Genomic DNA, 16,781 nt, shown 5'->3' on the forward strand with positions numbered 1-16,781 from the left:
CCTAGCGGTGCTTCGGCGACCGCCGCAGCTGCCAGTGGAGGACGAACAGCAGCGCAACCCCGGCGAGCACGAGCACGTGCGCCGACAACCGTCCGGCCGCGACCAGGCCGCCGGAGCCGTCGACCGCCGACACGATCCCGAGCACCAGGACGAACCCGGCGAACACCGGCAGCAGCCCGCCCGCGACCCGCGGCCGCAGCGCCGCCCACAGCAGGCCGGCGCCGAGGGCGAGGTTCCACGCCGCGCTCTCGTTGCTCAGGTGCGCCGCCGTGGTCATGCCGTCCATTCCTTCCATGCCCGCCATTCCGGCCATGTCCGCCATTCCGGCGTGACCGGCGTTCTGGACACTGTGGATGAGCAGGTCGCCGAAGCCGAGTCCACATTGGACGAGTGCGACGAGGGCGAGTGCGACGCGGACTCCCCACTGCTCGGCGCGCGGCGCCGGGACGTTCGCGAGGATCCGGCCGGTCAGGTCCGGCACCGGGGGCGCCTCGCGCAGCAGCATCGTCCGCCGCAGCGCGACGGCCCGCTCCTCCCAGGTCCGGCAGCCGGCGCAGGAGGCGACGTGGCCGTCGAGGAAGCCGTCGTCCGAAGTGGACTCGCCGTCCATGCGGGCCGAGAGCGATTCACGCAGTTCCGTGCAGCTCACGGGGATCAGCCGGCCGCGGGGCGTCGGACGGAGACCTCGGCCGCGAGAAGGTCTTCGCGGGCTTCGGCCACCCGGGTCCGGATGGCCTCGGCCGGGCACCCGCACACCTCGGCGGCGTCCGCATAGGACAGTCCGAGGGTCTGGGTGAGCACGAACGCGTCCCGGCGATCCGGTTCGAGGGTGCGGATCGCCTCGCCGCGCGCGGGAGCGCTTTCCCGGTCGCCGTCGGCCACCACCTGCCGGGCGATCGACAGCAGCCACGTCCCGGCCGGCCGTTCGCCGCGGAAGCGGCGCAGCTCGGCGAGCGCGCGCGAGTACGTCTCCTCGGTGAGGTCGTCGGCGAGCCGCGGACCGCTCGTCCCGGCGGCGAACCGCCAGACCTGGGGCTGGGTCGCGCGCAGGAAACGCTCCAGCGCCACCTGGTCACCGCGCCCGGCGAGCCGGGCCCACTGCGTGGTTTCGCCGTCGTCGGCGGTTCGAGGCCTCACACCGGCTACTACGTGTCCCGGGCCCCGCCGGTTGAAAATGATCTTGGGGAGAAAACCACCGGACAGCTTACCGGCCAAATCCTTGACGGCTATGACCTGGGTCACGTAGTTTTCCGCCTGCCTTGAATCGTTTCAACTCCACGGGGGGCCACGATGACCGAGCACGATCCGGCGACCGACGGCGGCTTCCGGCTGTCCCGGCGGCGCGTGCTCGCGCTCGTCTCGGCCGCGGCCGTCGCCGGGACGGCGGGCGGCTTCCCGATCGCCTACGCCGCGCCGGACGGCGGGAGCGACGCGGCCAAGCGGTTCGCGGACCCACGGCCCGACTCGCGGCCCACCGTGCTCTGGTTCTGGAACGGCGCCGTCACCCCGGCCCTCGTCGCCGACGGGCTGGCGGACCTGCGGAGCCGAGGTGTCCACGAGGTGCTGGTGTTCCCGTTCGACACGGCGGCGCTGCGGCCCGCGTTCTTCACCGAGGACTGGTTCACGCTCATCGAGTTCACCCTGCGCGAGGCCCAGCGGCACGGCATGCACCTCTGGCTGTTCAACGACGACTACTTCCCGAGCGGCCGCGCCGGCGGGCTGGTCGTCGACGGCGGCCGGGTCGGCACCCGGGTCTACCAGCCGCGCCCGGACCTGCGGCTCAAGGGCGTCGGGCACCAGACGCTGACCGTCGCCGGCGGCGAGCCGGTGCCGCTGGTGAGCCGCGGGCTCTCGGTGTCCGGCGGCCGGCTGCTGGTCGACGCGGGCGCGCGCGACGGCGTGACGCTGCTGCGCGAGGGCACCCAGTGGCAGGACTACGACGTCGTCGCGGTGGTCCGGATCGAGCGCGCCACGGCCGGGCTCATGGTCCGCAGCGCCGGTGAGGCCGACGGGGTCCTCGCCGACCTGCGTGCCGACGGCGCCGTGGACGTCTGGCAGCAGACCGGCGGTGCGTTCACGCTGGTCCGGAGCGGTTCACCGGTCGCGGGGTTCGACCCCGCCGCGGACCACGAGCTGCTCGTGCGGGTCCGCGGGACGACGCTGACGGTGACGCTGGACGGCGTCGCGCAGGCGCCGGCCGAGATCACCCACACCACCGGCCGGGTCGGCGTGCGCGCGGTCGCGAGCCAGCGGTCGTCGTGGGCCGGCCTCACCGTGCGGGACCCGGCCGGCGGTGTGCTGTACGCGGAGACGTTCGACAGCTCGGCGGCGCTCGACGCCTTCGCGCTGCCCGCCACCGGGGTGCCGCTGGTCGCCGCGGCCGCGCGGCCGGACTCCTCTTCCGATCCCGGCTCGCTCGTCGACCTGACCGATCAGGCGCGGGCAGGAGGCACGTGGACCCCGCCCGCCGGGAGCTGGCGGCTGGACCTGTTCACCCTCCGCCCGCTGAGCACCCCCACCGGCACCGGCCGCGCCTACCTGGACCTGCTCGACGACGAAGCGGTGCGGCTGTTCGTCGACGCCGTGCCGGGGGAGTACCTGCGGCGGTTCCCCTGGGCGGTCGGCTCGGTCCTGCGCGGCTTCGCCGACGACGAGCCCTACCTCGCCTCGGCCGACGGCCCGTTCGACACCGTGCCGTGGTCGTCCACTTTGGACGCGGAGCTGAAGCGGCTCGGGGTGGCACCGGGGATCGCGTTGACGGCCGTGCACACCGACCTCGGTCCGGACGGCCTGCGGCTGCGCGGGGTCTTCTGGCGCGCGGTCAGCAACCGGTTCGCGGCCGCGTACTACCGGACGCAGGGGCAGTGGATGGCCGCGCACGGCCTGCGGCTGATCTCGAACCCGCTGTGGGACGAGTACGGGCCGGGGGAGCAACTGCGCAGCTCCGGCAACCTGAACACGACCAACCAGTGGGCGCAGGTGCCGGGCACCGACCTGATCTTCGACCACTACCAGCGCGGGTACCACCGCACGCTGTCCCGGTGGCCGGCCAGCACCGCCCACCAGCTCGGGCTGGAGCGGGTCTACCTCGAGGCGATGGGCGGCACCGGCTGGGCGGTCACCCCGGCGCTGGTCCGCGAAGTCGTCGGGGCGTTCGCCGTGCGCGGGGTGAACCACACGCTGCTGCACGCCCGGTTCAGCGACGAGAGCCAGATCGTCTACCCGCCGCCGTTCCAGCCGGCCAACCCGTGGTGGGCGGTGTCCGCGCCGCTCAACGACTGGATCGGGCGGCTGATGGAAGCGTGCCGGCTGCCGGCCAAGGCCCGCACCGCGCTCCTGCAGCCGCAACGCGCCGCCGAGTCCACTCAGGACACTCCGGAGATGTCCACACTGGACACCGAGTTCCTGGGCGCCGCGCACGCGCTGGAAGACGTCCAGGTCGACTTCGACTTCCTCGACGAAGGCGCACTCGACGCCGACCCGGCCCTGGTGACCCACGCCCGGCCGAGCGGGCCGAGGCTCGTCGTGGGGCAGCAGGCCTATTTGACTGTGGTGGTGCCGCGGACGCCGATCCTCGCGCTCGGCTCGGTGCGGACGTTGCTCCGGTTCGCCCGCGGCGGCGGCCAGGTGATCGTCGTGGGCGAGCCGGCGCGCGAGGCGGGCGGTGACCACGCGGGCCTGCGGGCCGCACTGGCCGAGTTGTTCGCCGTCCGCTCGGTGGTCCGCGCGGCGGACTCCGCCGCGGCGGCGACGGCCGCGTCGGGGAGGGCGGCCGCGGTGCTGGACCCGCCGCACGCCGACGTCCGGGTCCTGCGGCTCGAAGGGGACGGCCGCGCGACCTTCGTGGTGCTCAACGAGCGCGCGGAAGCCGTCGACCTGACCGCGACGTTCCCGGCGACCGGCGTGCCCGAGGTGTGGGACCCCGACACGGGAACCGTGGCGCCGGCCGGCGTCTGGCGGCGTTCGCCCGCCGGCACGGCCACCGTCCTGCGGCTCGAACCGAAGGCGACCCTGCTGGTGGTGTTCCGGGCCGGACCGGAGCCCGCGCACGCGGTGGCCGCGTCGGCGCCGGTGGAGCGCGTGCGCGCCGACGGCCGGGCCGCGACTCTGCGGGTGACTTCCCCGGGCGAGGTCACGGTCACCACGACCGACGGCCGCCGCTCGTTCACCGGGCGCGCCCGGGTGACCGACTCACTGACGGAGTTCCCGCTCGACGGCGACTGGGCGTTCAACTTCGAGGGTTCCCCGGTGAGCACCCGGCCGCTGGGTTCCTGGACCGACCTGGACCCGGCGTACTCCGGTTCTGCTTGGTACACCAAGGAGTTCACCGCACCGGCGTCGCCCGGCCGACGGTCGAGCCTCGACCTCGGCGAGGTCCACGAGGTGGCCGAGGTCGAGCTCAACGGCGTCGTCGTCGGCTCGCGGCTGTGGCCGCCGTACCGCCTGGACGTGACGGCGGCGCTGCGCCCGGGCGTGAACCGCCTGCGGGTCCGGGTCACCAACACCGGCGCGAACACCCGAGGGCAGGTGCTCGCGTCCGGATTGCTGGGGCCGGTGGCCCTCCGGCCGTACCGGCTGGTCGAGGTCACCTGATCAGCTCACGGCTGGAAGGTGCACAGGGCGGCGACCGCGTCGGGGGCGCCCGCTTCCTGCACGGACGGTGGGGCGACCGGCGTCGGTCACGGCTTTGCCGAACGCGGCCGTCCTGATGACGCAGATGACCAAGCCGACGGCCGAGAGGACAACGCCAGTGATCGCCATGCCGCAGTTCGCGCAGGTGATCCCGAGGATGCCGAAGATCAGCCCGGGCTCGTCAGCGGCCACGCGACGAGGCCGAGCACGAGGCCGGCCGTGCCGAGCCCGTTCTTGCGCCGCTGCGGCGGGCCATCCGTCGTCGGGCCCGCCGGGTTCGTAACAGTGCGTCACCCGCTCGGCGTAGCGTCGTGATCAAGTTGTAGCTGCCGGTCGTGCAGCCGCCGCCACACGAGCAGGGAGACCACGGCGCCGCAGAGGCAGAGGAACATGTCCCACTGCGTGTCCCAGACATCCCCTTGGGTGGCCAGGAAGTCGTCCGCGCCCGAGCCGGCCGCGAGGGCGCTGAACCACTCCACGAACTCGAAGCACGCGCTGATCGCCAGGCACACGCTCACCGTCAGGAACGCCACCCAGCGGCCGGCCCGCAGCGGTGTCCGGCGCAGCAGCACCTCACGCACCGCGACCGCGGGCACGAACCCCTGGACGAAGTGCCCGAGCCGGTCGTAGTCGTTGCGCGGCGTGTGCAGCCGGGCTTGCACCCACTCACCGAGCGGGGTTTCCGCGTAGGTGTACTGCCCGCCGTAACAGAGCACGAGCGCGTGCAGCACCAGCAGCCAGCACAGCAGCCGGGTCAACGGGAACCGCTTGCGCAGCAGCAGAACCAGCGGCAGGCCGATCAGCACCCAGACGACCTCGAGGAACCACGTGCCGAGCGCGCGGGCCTGGACTCCCGTCACGACCAGCGCCACGAGCACCACGCCGGTCAGCAGGATCCCCTCGGCCCGGCCGGCTCCGCGCACCATCGGGCCAACCTACCGCCGGCGGCGCCTCACGGCAGCGGATCGAGGCCGAGGTGCTCCCGCAGGGTCGTGCCGGTGTACTCGGTGCGGAACGAGCCGCGCTCCTGCAGCAGCGGAACCACCCGGTCGGCGAACTCGTCGAGCCCGCCGGGAGTGACGTGCGGGACCAGGATGAAGCCGTCACTCGCGTCGGCCTGGACCAGCTCGTCGATCTTCGCGGCGACGGTCGAGGGCGAGCCGATGAACGTCTGCCGCCCGGTGACCTCGATGATCAGCTCCCGCGACGACAGGTTCTTCGCCTCGGCGAGCTGACGCCACTCGCGGGCCGTGGCCAGCGGGTCGCGGTACATGCGGACGCTCGCGCGGCCGCGGGCGATCGTGTTCTCACCGGCCACCGGGTCGATCGCGGGCAGCGGGCCGTCCGGGTCGTGGTCGCTCAGGTCGGTGTTCCACAGCTGTTCGAGGAACTTGATCGCGGTCTGCCCGCTGACCTGCTGCAGCCGTACGACGTGGGCGCGCTCCTGGGCGTCGCTGTCGGTGTCGCCCAGCACGAACGTCGCCGCCGGGAGGATCACCAGCTGCTCGGGCGTCCGGCCGTACTTGGCCAGCCGGCCCTTGACGTCGGAGTAGAACGCCTGCCCGGCCTCCAAGGTCCCGTACCGGCTGAAGATCGCGTCGGCGGTGGCCGCCGCGAAGTCGCGGCCCTCGTCGGAGTCGCCGGCCTGGATGACCACCGGCCGGCCCTGGGGGCTGCGCGGCACCGGGAACCGGCCCTCGATGGCGAAGTGGTTGTCGTGGTGGGAAAACGCGCCCGCGGCGGGGTCGCGGAGGAACTCGCCGGTCTTCGCGTCGGCGGTGATCTCGTCGCCGCGCCAGGAGTCGAACAGCTCCCACGCGGTCCGCAGGAACGTCTCGGCGCGCTCGTAGCGCTGGTCCTGCGGGAGGAACCCGGCGCGGCGGAAGTTCTCCCCGGTGAAGGCGTCCCACGACGTGACGACGTTCCAGGCCGCGCGCCCGGCGGAGAGGTGGTCGAGCGAGGCGAACTGGCGGGCCACCTCGAACGGCTCGTTGAACGTCGAGTTGATCGTGCCGGCCAGGCCGAGCCGCTCGGTGACCGCGGCCAGCGCCGACAGCACGGTGAAGGTGTCCGGCCGCCCGACGACGTCGAGGTCGTAGATCTCGCCGTTCTGCTCGCGCAGCCGCAGGCCTTCGGCCAGGAAGAAGAAGTCGAACTTCGCGCGCTCGGCGGTCTGCGCGAGCTTGACGAAGGAGCTGAACTCGATGTGGCTGCCGGCCTCGGGGTCGCTCCACACGGTCGTGTTGTTCACGCCGGGGAAGTGCGCCGCGAGGTGGATCTGCTTGCGGGGCTGGGACATCTCGGGCCTCCTCAGGCGGTCGCGTAGCGGTTGGCGGGGCGGGCGAGGCCGAGCAGCCCCCGCAGGGTGTCGGCCTCGTACTCGGTGCGGAAGGCCCCGCGGGCCCGCAGTGCGGGGACCAGCCCCCGGGTGATCGCGGTCAGGTCGTGCGGCACCGCGGCGGGGCGCAGCCGGAAGCCGGAGAGCCCGGCGCCCTGCCAGTCGAGCAGCAGGTCGGCGAGCCCGGCCGGGGTGCCGGTGAAGACGAACGCGTCGGAGGAGTACTCCGCGCCGGACAGCTCGTCGAGCCGCTTCTTGCGGTCGGCGGCGGCTCGCTCGGTCTCGTCGAGGAACACCACGACGTCTCCGAAGACGTGCAGTGTCTCGCCGCCGCGGCCGGCCAGGTCCTGCTCGTCCCGCACCGCGCCGACGATCGTGGCGGCCTGCTCGCGGTCGAACGGCGTCACGTAGACGACGTCGGCCGAGCGCCCGGCGAGCCGGTAGGGGACGGGCGCGTGCGCCAGGGCGCTGACCGGCGGCTGGCCCTGCGGCGGGCGCGGCGTGATCGACGGGCCCTTGACCTTGAACCAGCGGCCTTCGAAGTCGATGTAGTGCAGCTTCTCCCGGTCGACGAACCGGCCGGTCGCGACGTCGCGGATCTCGGCGTCGTCCTCCCAGGAGTCCCAGAGCCGGCGCAGCACCTCGACGTAGTCCGCGGCCTCGTCGAACAGGTCCACGAGCGGGCTCGGCACGTCCGGTGTGGTGGAGTCCTCCAGCCGGAACTCGCCGAACTCGCGGCGGCCGAAGTGCCGGTTGTCCTCGGCGCGCCCGGCGACCTGGACCCGGACACCGGCCCGGCCGGCGCTGACGTAGTCGAGCGTGGCGATCGCCTTCGACAGGTGGAACGGCTCGGTGTGGGTGACCACGGCGGTCGGCACCAGCCCGATGTGCGAGGTCAGCGGCGCCACCCGGGCGGCGATCAGGACCGCGTCGAGCCGGCCCTGGACGACGTCGGTGCGCTCGCCGGGCCGGTCGAGGGCCTGCGCGGTCTGCAGCGCCAGGGAGTCCTCGAAGGTGACGAAGTCCAGCTTGGCCGCTTCGGCCTCCCGGACCTGGTCGGCCCAGAAGCCGGCGGTGAGCAGCTCGGCCGGCCGCGCCCCGGGCTCGCGCCACGCGGCGGGGTGCCAGCCGGCGCCGTCCAGCGCGACGGCGATCCGTGGTCCGTTTCCTGAGGCCATCCCGGCGTTCCCTTCCTCGGCAGGTGCCTGCAGTCTGCGCCCGATCGCGGGTGCCGGGCCGGGACGGCCAACTGCTGGGACGGTTCGCCGTCCCGGGAATAACCTGGGCCCCGGTCCGCGATTCCCGGCGACGGGTCGTGGTGCCTGAGTTCCACGCTACGGGCAAGGGAGGGAAGTATCCGTCCACATCGTGGGACGGCCCGTTATTCACCCGCGGAACTGCTTAAGGTCCGGGACGTCACTCGATCGGCTGAACCTTGAAGGTGCCTTTGTCCGCCCCCGCCCTCCCGCCGCTCGCGGCGCGTTCCCTGCCCGCCGCGGTGTGGCGTGCCGTCCGCTCGGGGTGGTGGACGTCCGTCTGCGCGCTCCTCGTCGTCGTCATCGTGCTGCTGGCCGCCGGGGCCGACCTGTTCGTGCTGGCCGAAGGGCAGAGCCTGGTCCCGGACATCTCGACGCTGGGCCCGACCGGCCTGCCCGCCGGGTCGCTCGGCGGGGTGAGCGCGGCGCACTGGTTCGGCGTCGAACCGCTGACCGGGGTCGACCTCTTCGCGCTCGTCGCCCACGGCGCCCGGACGTCGTTGCTGGTCGGGCTGGGCGCGACCGTGCTGGCCACCGCGCTCGGCGTCGTCATCGGCGTCAGCGCCGGGTACCTCGGCGGCTGGTGGGACCGGCTGGTCACCTGGACCGCCGACGTCATCCTCGGCTTCCCCTACCTGATCTTCATGATCGCGCTCGGTGCGGTGCTGCCGGTCGACTTCCCGCGGCAGTTCACGCTGGTCGTCGTCCTCGGGCTCTTCGGCTGGCCCCGCGTGGCGCGGATCGTGCGTGCGCAGGCCCTGACGCTCGCCAAGCGCGACTTCGTCGCCGCGGCGCGGGTGATGGGCGGCGGGCCGTGGCACGTGTTCACCAAGGAGCTGCTGCCGAACCTCTGGGCGCCGATCATCGTCGTCGCGAGCCTCGGCATCCCGTCGATGATCGGCAGCGAAGCCGCACTGTCGTTCCTGGGCGTCGGCGTGCTGCCGCCCACCCCGAGCTGGGGCCGCACGATCAGCGCGGCCATCGACTTCTTCGAGACGGACCCGATGTACCTGGTCTTCCCCGGGGCGCTGCTGTTCCTCATCACCCTGGCGTTCAACGTCGTCGGCGACGCGATCCGCGACACGCTCGACCCGCGGTCCGGGGGCACGGCCTGATGCGCACCGCCCGCTTCGTCGCGACCCGGTTCGCCGGGATGCTGCTGGTCCTGCTGGTCGTCGCCTTCGTGACGTTCGTGGTCTTCTACGTCCTGCCCGCCGACCCGGCGCGGATGGCCTGCGGCCGCCCGTGCTCGCCGGAAAGCCTCGAGCTGGCGCGGGAGTTCATGGGCTACAACAGCCCCTGGTACCAGCAGTTCTTCGAGTTCCTCGGCGGCATCTTCGGCGGCCGCACGTTCGGCGTCGGTGTCACCGCGATCCACTGCACCGCGCCGTGTTTCGGGTACGACTTCCAGAACAACGTCGACGTCCTCAGCGAGATCGGCGGCCGGATCGGGGTCAGCTTCTCGGTGGCGCTGGGCGCGGCGGTGATCTGGATCGTCCTCGGTGTCGGGCTCGGCGTGCTTTCCGCGCTGCGCCGCGGTTCCGCCGTCGACCGGATCACCATGGCCGCCGCGATGGCCGGGGTGTCGATGCCCGCCTACCTGGCCGGGATGATCGGCATCACGATCTTCGCGTTCGCCCTCGACGTCGTGCCGAAGAACGGGTACGTGCCGCTGACCGAGGATCCCGCGCAGTGGGCGTGGCACCTCGTGCTGCCCTGGCTGGTGCTGGCGTTCCTGCACGCCGCGATCTACGCGCGGCTCACCCGCGGGCAGATGCTGGAGACCCTCGGCGAGGACTACATCCGCACCGCACGGGCGAAAGGCCTCACCGAGCGGAAGGTGGTGGGCCGGCACGCGCTGCGCAACGTTCTGCTGCCGGTCGTGACGGTGTTCGGCGTCGACCTCGGGTCGCTGCTGGCCGGCACGGTGATCACCGAACGGATCTTCGGCATGGCCGGGGTCGGGCGGCTGCTCGTCGACGCGATCTCCTCGCTCAACCTCCCGGTCCTGCTCGGCGTGACACTGTTCTCGGCGCTGCTGGTCACGCTCCTGAACTTCCTGGTCGATCTCTGCTACGGCGCGCTCGATCCGCGAGCCCGCCTTGTCTGAAGGGGAACTGATGAAACGGGGACACTGGCTCGTTGCGGGGGCCACGGCGGCGGTCATGCTGCTGACGGCGTGCGGGGCCAACGACGCGCCGACGTCGCAGGGCGGCACGGTCAAGCCCGGCGGGAACCTGGTCCTGCTCAACGACTCGCCGTCGATCACCTGGGACCCGTCGAAGAGCTCCAACCTCGTCGTGACCACCCTCGGTTTGGTCCACCGCCGCCTCACGTCGTGGGACGTCGCGCCGGGCAAGGACACCACGGTCGTGCCGGACCTGGCCACCGACACCGGCCGCCCGAGCGAGGGCGGCAAGACCTGGACGTTCACCCTCAAGGACGGCCTGAAGTACAGCGACGGCACGCCGATCACGGCGGCGGACGTCAAGTGGGGCCTGGAGCGCTCGTTCGCACCCGCGTTCTCCGGCGGCCTGGCCTACCACAAGGACCTGCTCTCGCCGGGCCTGGCGTACAAGGGCCCGTACGACGGCAACAAGGAGCTCGACTCCATCCAGACGCCGGACGCTAAGACGATCGTCTTCCACCTGGCGCGCCCGTACGGCGACTGGAACTGGGTCGCCAGCACCCCGGCGTTCACCCCGGTGCCCAAGGGCAAGGGCGCCGAAGCGAACTACGGTGACCACTCGGTCGCGACCGGCCCGTACCAGATCCAGAGCTACGAGCGCGGCAAGTCCGCGAAGCTGGTCCGCAACCCGAACTGGGACCGCGCGACCGACCCGACGCGCAGCGCCAACGCCGACACCATCACCTTCGAGCTCGGCCAGGACACCAGCGTCATCTCCAAGCGCCTGATCGACGACACCGGCAACGACCGCAACGCCTTCGGCATGTCCTTCGCCTCGCCGGCCCAGCTGGCGCAGATCCAGGGCAGCGCGTCGGCGAAGTCCCGGCTCGTGACGTCGGAGTCCGGGGCGCTGGCCTACCTTTCGCTCAACGTCCAGCGGGGCAAGCTGACGAACCCGAAGGTGCGCGAGGCGTTCCAGTACGCCGTCGACAAGGCCGCCTACCAGGTCGCCAGCGCGGGCAGCGCCCAGCTGGCCGGCGACGTCGCCACCACGTTGATCACCCCGGGCCTGCAGGGCCGCGAGCAGTACGACCTCTTCCCGGCGCCGCCGTCCGGTGACCCGGCCAAGGCCAAGCAGCTGCTCGCCGAGGCGGGCCTGCCGAACGGCCTCGACGGGCTGGTCCTGGCCACCCACAACGAAAACGGCTACCCGGAGAAGGCCGCGGCGATCCAGGCTGCGCTCGCGCGGGCGAACATCAAGATCACCATCAAGCCGCTCGACCAGGACACCTACACGTCCGAAGTGGACACCAAGGGCCTGTCGGACTACGACCTGACGCTCACCTCGTGGCAGCCGGACATCCCGTCGGCCAACGCGAACATCCAGCCGCTGTTCCAGTCGACCGAGATCGGCAACGGCGGGTACAACGAGTCGCGCTACAGCAACCCCGACGTCGACAGGCTGATCGGTGAAGCCCAGGCCACCGTCGACCCGGCCGAAGCAGGGAAGAAGTGGGCGGCGCTGGACAAGAAGATCCTCGCCGACTCGCCGGTCGTGCCGCTGATCTACACGCGCAACTCGTTCCTGCACGGGTCGAACGTGGGTGACGTGCAGATCGGGAAGTTCCCGGCCTACGTCGACTACCGCAAGTTCGGGATCGTCCAGTGACCGGACTCCTCGGCCTGCACGACGTGACGGTCTCGTTCGGGGACGTCGAAGCCGTCCGCGGGGTCGGCTACGAGGTCCACGCGGGCGAGGTCGTCGCGGTGGTCGGGGAGTCCGGCTCGGGCAAGACGGTCACCGCGATGTCCCTGCTCGGCCTGCTCCCGCCCACAGCCCGGGTTTCCGGGCGGGCGGAGCTGGCCGGGCGGGACCTCTACACGATGACGCCGGCCGAGCTGCGGGAGGTCCGCGGCGGCGAGGTCGGCATGGTGTTCCAGGAGCCGATGAGCGCGCTGAACCCGGTGTTCACCATCGGCGACCAGCTCGTCGAGGCGATCCGGACGCACCAGGAGTTGTCCGCCGCCGCTGCCCGGGAGAAGGCGGTCGGGCTGCTCGGCCTCGTCGGGCTGCCTTCGCCGGGTGAGCGGTTCCGGTCGTACCCGCACGAGCTGTCCGGCGGCCAGCTGCAGCGCATCGTGATCGCGATGGCGGTGGCGAACGAGCCGAAGCTGCTGGTCGCCGACGAGCCGACCACCGCCCTGGACGTCACCGTGCAGGCCGAGATCCTCGAGCTGCTGCGGGACCTGCGGGCGCGGCTGGGCACGGCGATCCTGCTCATCACGCACGACATGGGCGTGGTCGCCGACCTCGCCGACCGGGTCGTGGTGATGCACGAGGGCCGGGTGGTCGAACACGGCGACGTCCGCTCGGTCTTCACCACGCCCGCCGAGGACTACACGCGGCAGCTGCTCGGTTCGGTGGTGTCGCTGAGCAGCGCGGCCACGACCGGGCTCGAACGGGCCCTCTCCGCGGACATCGAGGTGACGCCGGGGCACGTGGCCGCCGCCGAGCACCCCGCCGTCGAGTCGGTTTCGGATGTTCCCGCCCAGGCGCCGCTGCTGCGGGTGGCGGACCTTTCGGTCACCTACCGCGGCCGGTTCCGGGCGCACGCCGTGCGGGCCGCGGAGGGGGTGAGCCTGCACGTCGAGCCGGGGGAGATCCTCGGCCTGGTCGGCGAGTCGGGCTCGGGCAAGAGCACGGTGGCCCGCGCGGTCACGGGGCTGCTCGCCCCGACGGCGGGCTCGGTCCACATCGGCGACGCGGACATCACCCGGGTCCGCGGCCGGGCGGCGAAGGCGTTGCGACGGCGCATCGGTGTGGTGTTCCAGGACCCGCTGTCGTCCCTCAACCCGCGGACGACGGTGGGGGAGAGCGTCGCAACACCGCTGCGGCTGCACAAGGCCGTTCGTTCGTCCGAAGTGGACGGACGGGTCGCCGAGCTGCTGTCGGCGGTCCAGCTTTCGCCGTCGCTGCGGACGCGTTACCCGCACGAGCTGTCCGGCGGGCAGCGGCAACGTGCGTGCATCGCGCGCGCCTTGGTACTGCGTCCGGACCTGCTGGTGGCCGACGAGCCGACGAGCGCCCTGGACGTGACGATCCAGGCCCGCATCCTCGACCTGCTGCGCGAGCTGCGGCACGAGTTCGGGTTCGCGTGCCTGTTCATCAGCCACGACTTGGCGGTGATCGAGCAGCTGGCCGACCGGGTGGCGGTGATGCACCGCGGTCACGTGGTCGAGCAGGGGCCGACCAAGGAGGTGCTGACGGCACCGGCGCACGCGTATACGCGCCGTCTGTTGTCGGCGGCGCCGGTCGCGGATCCTGATGCCCAGCGCCGCCGTCGGGAAGCCTGGCGGCTGCTGCACTAGGGGCGGCGCCAGACCGCGCCCCGCTGCTCGTACTCCAGCACCGACTCGACACCCACGGCCACCGCGGCGCCCAGATACCGCGTGACCAGCCAAAGCGCGAGATCCAGCCCGGACGTGACGCCGCCGGCGGTGACCAGGTCGCCGTCGTCGACCACGCGGGCGTCGACCACTTGGGCGCCCTGGGCCGCGAGGTCCGCCTTCGCGAGGTGGTGGGTCGTGCACGGACGTCCGCGCGTCAGACCGGCCGCGCTGAGCGCCATGACGCCGGTGCAGACGCCCGCCACCAGGACGCCCGACCGGTGCGCGCGCACCAGGCCGCGCAGCACGGCCGGATCCTTGATCAGCGCGTTCACCCCCGGGCCGTCCTTCGCCGCGTAACCGCCGCCGGGGACGACGAGGATGTCGCCCTCGGCCGGGTCCCAGGCGGCGGGCACGGCGAACCGGGTGCCGAACGTGCCCGCGACCTCGCCGGGGCCGCCGGGCTTGACCAGGGTGAGGCGGATGTCGCCGCCCGCGTGGCCGAACACCGCGACGGGCCCGATGACGTCCTGCTCCTCGACACCGTCGTACATCAGTATCCGCACCGCCAGCGGCCCGGAGCGGGCCGACGCCGTCCCCGCCGTGGCCAGGCCGCCCAGGGCCGCGGCCCCGGTCGAGGCCGCGGACACCCGGAGGAAGTCCCTGCGTTCCATGTCCGTCTCCCTGTGGTCGGCGCTTCTCCCTCCCACAGGTCGTACGCGGCGGGGCCGTGGTTCCCGCCCGCGTCAACCGAGCTCGAGGTGCTCCCGCAGCGTGGTGCCCTCGTACTCCGTCCGGTAGACGCCGCGGTCCTGCAGCTCCGGCACGAGCCGGTCGACGATGTCGTCGAGCGCCGCCGGGACCAGGTGCGGGCTGATGTTGAACCCGTCGACCGCGCGGGTGCGGACGTAGCGCGCCCACTCGTCGGCCACCTGGCCCGGCGTGCCGACGAACCCGTGCCGGCGCGGCTGCACCTCCAGGACCAGCTGGTGGATGGACAGCTTCTTCGCCTCGGCGAGCTCGCGCCACTGCCGGATCCGGTCGAGCTTGCCGGTCCGGTCCGCGATCGAGATCGTCCCCCGGGACGGGTCCAGCTCACCCTCCACCGGCTCGACGTCCGGCAATGGCCCGTGCGGGTCGTAAGCCGACAGGTCCTGTCCCCAATACTGCTCCAGGAACGCGACCGCGCGCTGCGGGGTGAGCTGCCGGCGCCGGATGTCCTCGGCGCGTTCGGCCGCGTCGGCCGGGGTGTCGCCTAGCACGACCGTCGCGCCGGGCAGGATCCGCACCGCGTCGGCGGGCCGGCCGTGGCGGGCGAGCCGCGCCCGCAGGTCCTCGGCGTAGGCCAGGGCCTTGTCGTAGGCCGTGTTGGCCGAGAAGACGACGTCCGCGTACTTCGCCGCCAGCTCCCGGCCGCCCGCGGAGTCCCCGGCCTGGAACAGCACCGGACGGCCCTGCGGACTCGGTGGCACCGTCGGCGTCGCGCGCAGGCCGACGAGGTCGGTGTGACGCGCGACCGGCCCGGACCCGGCCCACAGCGCGAGGGCCGCTTCGACGAACTGTTCCGCCCGCTCGTACCGGCGCTCGTGGGCGAGCCAGCCGCCGCGGCGGAAGTTGGCTCCGGTCCAGGCGTTGTCGGTGGTGACGATGTTCCAGCCGGCCCGGCCGCCGGAGAGGAAGTCCAAAGAGGACAGCCGGCGGGCGAGGTCGGCCGGGAAGTTGTACGTGGTGTTCTGGGTGGCGACCAGGCCGATCCGGGTCGTCGCCGCGGCGAGCGCGCTCAGCTGCGTGATCGCGTCCGGCCGGCCCGCGACGTCGAGGGCGTGGACCCGGCCGCGGTTTTCCCGCACGCGCAGGCCTTCGCCGAGGAAGAAGGCGTCGAAAAGACCGCGTTCGAGGGTCCGCGCCACCGAGACGTAGGTCTCGATCTCCGTGTGCGGGGCGTTCGACGGGTCGTCCCACAGGAACTGCGGGCCGACGCCGGTGTAGAACACCCCGAGGTGCAGGCGCGCGCTCATGCGAACAGGCTTTCCGGACGGCGCAGGCCGAGCGAGCCGCGCAGGGTTGTCCCGGGCTCGGGCGGGACCAGCAGGCCCTCGGCGCGCAGCGCGGGCAGCACGTCGTCGGCCAGCACCCGCAGGTCGGCCGTGAGGTCGGCGGGGTGCAGCCGGATACCGTCGACGCTGGTGGCCAGCCAGCCGAGCAGCTCGGTGAGCCCGGACGCGGACCCGGTGTAGCGCAGCCGGTCGCCGTGCGGCCGGCGCTCGCCCCGGGCGAGGACGACTTCGACCTCGGCGAAGACGAGGGCCGCGCCGGAGCCGCGGGCCCGCGCGGCGCGGGTGCGGACGTCGTCCAGGCCCGTCCCGCCGACCAGCACGACGTCCGGGCGGGCCGCTTCGGCCAGCTCTTCGGGCGCGAGCACCACGGGGCGGCCCTGCGGCGGCCGGGGCGTGATCAGCGGGCCCTTGACCGAGAACCGCGTCCCGGTGAAGTCGACGTGGTGCACCTTGTCCGGGTCCAGGTAGCGCCCGGTGGCGACGTCCTTGACCACGGCGTCGTCGTCCCACGAGTCCCACAGCCGGCGCACGACCTCGACGACTTCGGCGACCTCGTGGTGCAGCGCGTCCGGGTCGAGCCGGGACCCGCCGACGGTGGCGAGGGCTTCGGCCGAGCCGTCGGCGGTGACCACCCACGCCGCCCGCCCGTGCGAGGCGTGGTCGAGGCTCGCCAGCTGCGCGGCGAGGTGGAACGGCTCGGCCGTGGTGACGTTCGCGGCCGGGGCCAGCCCGAGCCGGTCGGTCAGCGTCGAGACGTAGGCGGCGCGGGTGGTGGCGTCGAGCCGCGCCCCGTCGCGGGGTGGCAGCGGCGAGTCGCCGAAGGTGGCGAACGTGAACCCGGCGCGCTCGGCGCCGGTCACCACCTCGGCGAGGGCCCGGGGTGAGTGCGGGCCGGCCGGACGCCCGGCACCGTCGAGCTCCACCGCGACGTGCAGGCTGCGAGAAGTCATGCCCCTACAGCTATCCGGCGCCGGGCCCGGCCG

General features: G+C 72.9%; 13 protein-coding genes. 5 read left to right on the plus strand and 8 right to left on the minus strand.

The features are described from left to right. Position 1 precedes the first annotated feature (1 nt). Positions 2–649: a zf-HC2 domain-containing protein gene (locus ACZ63J_RS37220; RefSeq protein WP_465404415.1), complete on the minus strand. Its 648-nt coding sequence runs from the start codon at positions 647–649 to the stop codon at positions 2–4. A 5-nt stretch (positions 650–654) separates the two neighbouring features. Continuing rightward, positions 655–1,137, minus strand: a complete 483-nt coding sequence (locus tag ACZ63J_RS37225; RefSeq protein WP_465404413.1) for a sigma factor-like helix-turn-helix DNA-binding protein — start codon at positions 1,135–1,137, stop codon at positions 655–657. Between the two features lie 153 nt (positions 1,138–1,290). On the opposite strand from ACZ63J_RS37225, the gene ACZ63J_RS37230 reads away from it, so the two are divergent. Further along, entirely contained in the window at positions 1,291–4,593 is a 3,303-nt protein-coding gene (locus ACZ63J_RS37230) for a glycosylhydrolase-like jelly roll fold domain-containing protein (RefSeq protein ID WP_465404411.1), read from the plus strand. Positions 4,594–4,922: 329 nt separating this feature from the next. Here ACZ63J_RS37230 and ACZ63J_RS37235 read toward each other — a convergent pair whose 3' ends face one another. Genes ACZ63J_RS37235 through ACZ63J_RS37245 form a run of 3 tightly spaced genes read right to left on the minus strand, consistent with a single transcriptional unit; the run spans position 4,923 to position 8,148 of the window. After that, positions 4,923–5,558, minus strand: a complete 636-nt coding sequence (locus tag ACZ63J_RS37235; RefSeq protein ID WP_465404410.1) for a DUF2238 domain-containing protein — start codon at positions 5,556–5,558, stop codon at positions 4,923–4,925. 26 nt (positions 5,559–5,584) lie between these two features. Then, complete coding sequence (locus ACZ63J_RS37240; RefSeq protein WP_465404408.1) at positions 5,585–6,931, minus strand: NtaA/DmoA family FMN-dependent monooxygenase; 1,347 nt, start codon at positions 6,929–6,931, stop codon at positions 5,585–5,587. 11 nt (positions 6,932–6,942) lie between these two features. Beyond that, the gene (locus tag ACZ63J_RS37245) at positions 6,943–8,148 is read right to left on the minus strand and encodes an LLM class flavin-dependent oxidoreductase (protein WP_465404406.1); all 1,206 of its coding nucleotides are present in this window, start codon (positions 8,146–8,148) and stop codon (positions 6,943–6,945) included. 269 nt (positions 8,149–8,417) lie between these two features. Here ACZ63J_RS37245 and ACZ63J_RS37250 point away from each other — a divergent pair, with 269 nt between their 5' ends. Genes ACZ63J_RS37250 through ACZ63J_RS37265 form a run of 4 tightly spaced genes read left to right on the plus strand, consistent with a single transcriptional unit; the run spans position 8,418 to position 13,723 of the window. After that, positions 8,418–9,341: an ABC transporter permease gene (locus ACZ63J_RS37250; protein ID WP_465404405.1), complete on the plus strand. Its 924-nt coding sequence runs from the start codon at positions 8,418–8,420 to the stop codon at positions 9,339–9,341. Next, on the plus strand, positions 9,341–10,336 hold the full coding sequence (locus ACZ63J_RS37255) for an ABC transporter permease (RefSeq protein ID WP_465306029.1): 996 nt from the start codon (positions 9,341–9,343) through the stop codon (positions 10,334–10,336). Before ACZ63J_RS37250 ends, ACZ63J_RS37255 begins: the two co-directional genes overlap by 1 nt. Before the next feature lie 10 nt (positions 10,337–10,346). After that, positions 10,347–12,023: an ABC transporter substrate-binding protein gene (locus ACZ63J_RS37260; RefSeq protein WP_465404403.1), complete on the plus strand. Its 1,677-nt coding sequence runs from the start codon at positions 10,347–10,349 to the stop codon at positions 12,021–12,023. After that, positions 12,020–13,723, plus strand: coding sequence for an ABC transporter ATP-binding protein (locus ACZ63J_RS37265; RefSeq protein WP_465404401.1), 1,704 nt, complete (start codon positions 12,020–12,022; stop codon positions 13,721–13,723). The genes ACZ63J_RS37260 and ACZ63J_RS37265 overlap by 4 nt, the downstream gene beginning before the upstream one ends. On the opposite strand, the gene ACZ63J_RS37270 is transcribed toward ACZ63J_RS37265, so the two are convergent. From ACZ63J_RS37270 to ACZ63J_RS37280, 3 genes are all read right to left on the minus strand, one after another. Next, a complete protein-coding gene (locus tag ACZ63J_RS37270; RefSeq protein ID WP_465404399.1) occupies positions 13,720–14,415 on the minus strand; it encodes a DJ-1/PfpI family protein in 696 nt (231 codons plus the stop codon). The two genes, ACZ63J_RS37265 and ACZ63J_RS37270, sit on opposite strands and share 4 nt — an antisense overlap. Positions 14,416–14,487: 72 nt before the next feature. Then, positions 14,488–15,759: an LLM class flavin-dependent oxidoreductase gene (locus tag ACZ63J_RS37275; RefSeq protein ID WP_465404397.1), complete on the minus strand. Its 1,272-nt coding sequence runs from the start codon at positions 15,757–15,759 to the stop codon at positions 14,488–14,490. Then, positions 15,756–16,748: an LLM class flavin-dependent oxidoreductase gene (locus tag ACZ63J_RS37280; protein WP_465404395.1), complete on the minus strand. Its 993-nt coding sequence runs from the start codon at positions 16,746–16,748 to the stop codon at positions 15,756–15,758. The genes ACZ63J_RS37275 and ACZ63J_RS37280 overlap by 4 nt, the downstream gene beginning before the upstream one ends. Positions 16,749–16,781: the final 33 nt, after the last annotated feature.

It is taken from the genome of Amycolatopsis sp. NPDC104863 (genome assembly GCF_055582965.1).